At 45.0% G+C, this 311-nt stretch carries 1 protein-coding gene; it reads left to right on the top strand.

Going from position 1 to position 311, the window contains the following annotated elements; translation table 11 throughout:
• Positions 1–81 precede the first annotated feature (81 nt).
• Positions 82–311 (top strand): DUF3801 domain-containing protein (locus G4407_RS16390; RefSeq protein WP_173689720.1); only part of this gene is annotated, 230 nt, incomplete at its 3' end.

Raw genomic sequence — 311 nt, 5'->3', positions numbered from 1 at the left:
ACTTCGAAAGGCAGAAGAACAAAACCAGAATGAGAAACGTGTGGAACACAAAGAAAAAGAGAGTCAGGAGGTGAGATAAGTATGAATTACGGAGCAGAACCGGCAGATCAGGTAGTACGGTACAGTCTGGAAGGGATGGAGTATTCGCTGAAGATCACCGGGAATGTAGCAAAGCATGTGGCAGTCTTTATTGCTGCCGCCTTAAAGGACCAGAAAAAGACAAGAGGAAAAACGAGGCTTACCAGAATGCTGAAAGAACAGCGTCCGATGAAATTTTTTACAGTACCGGGTGACAGACTGAAAGAGTTTGC

Source organism: Allocoprococcus comes (genome assembly GCF_013300725.1).
GTDB lineage: Bacteria > Bacillota > Clostridia > Lachnospirales > Lachnospiraceae > Allocoprococcus > Allocoprococcus comes_A.
Note: the sequence above shows the minus strand (reverse complement) of the source record. Positions and strands in the feature narration are given on the sequence as shown.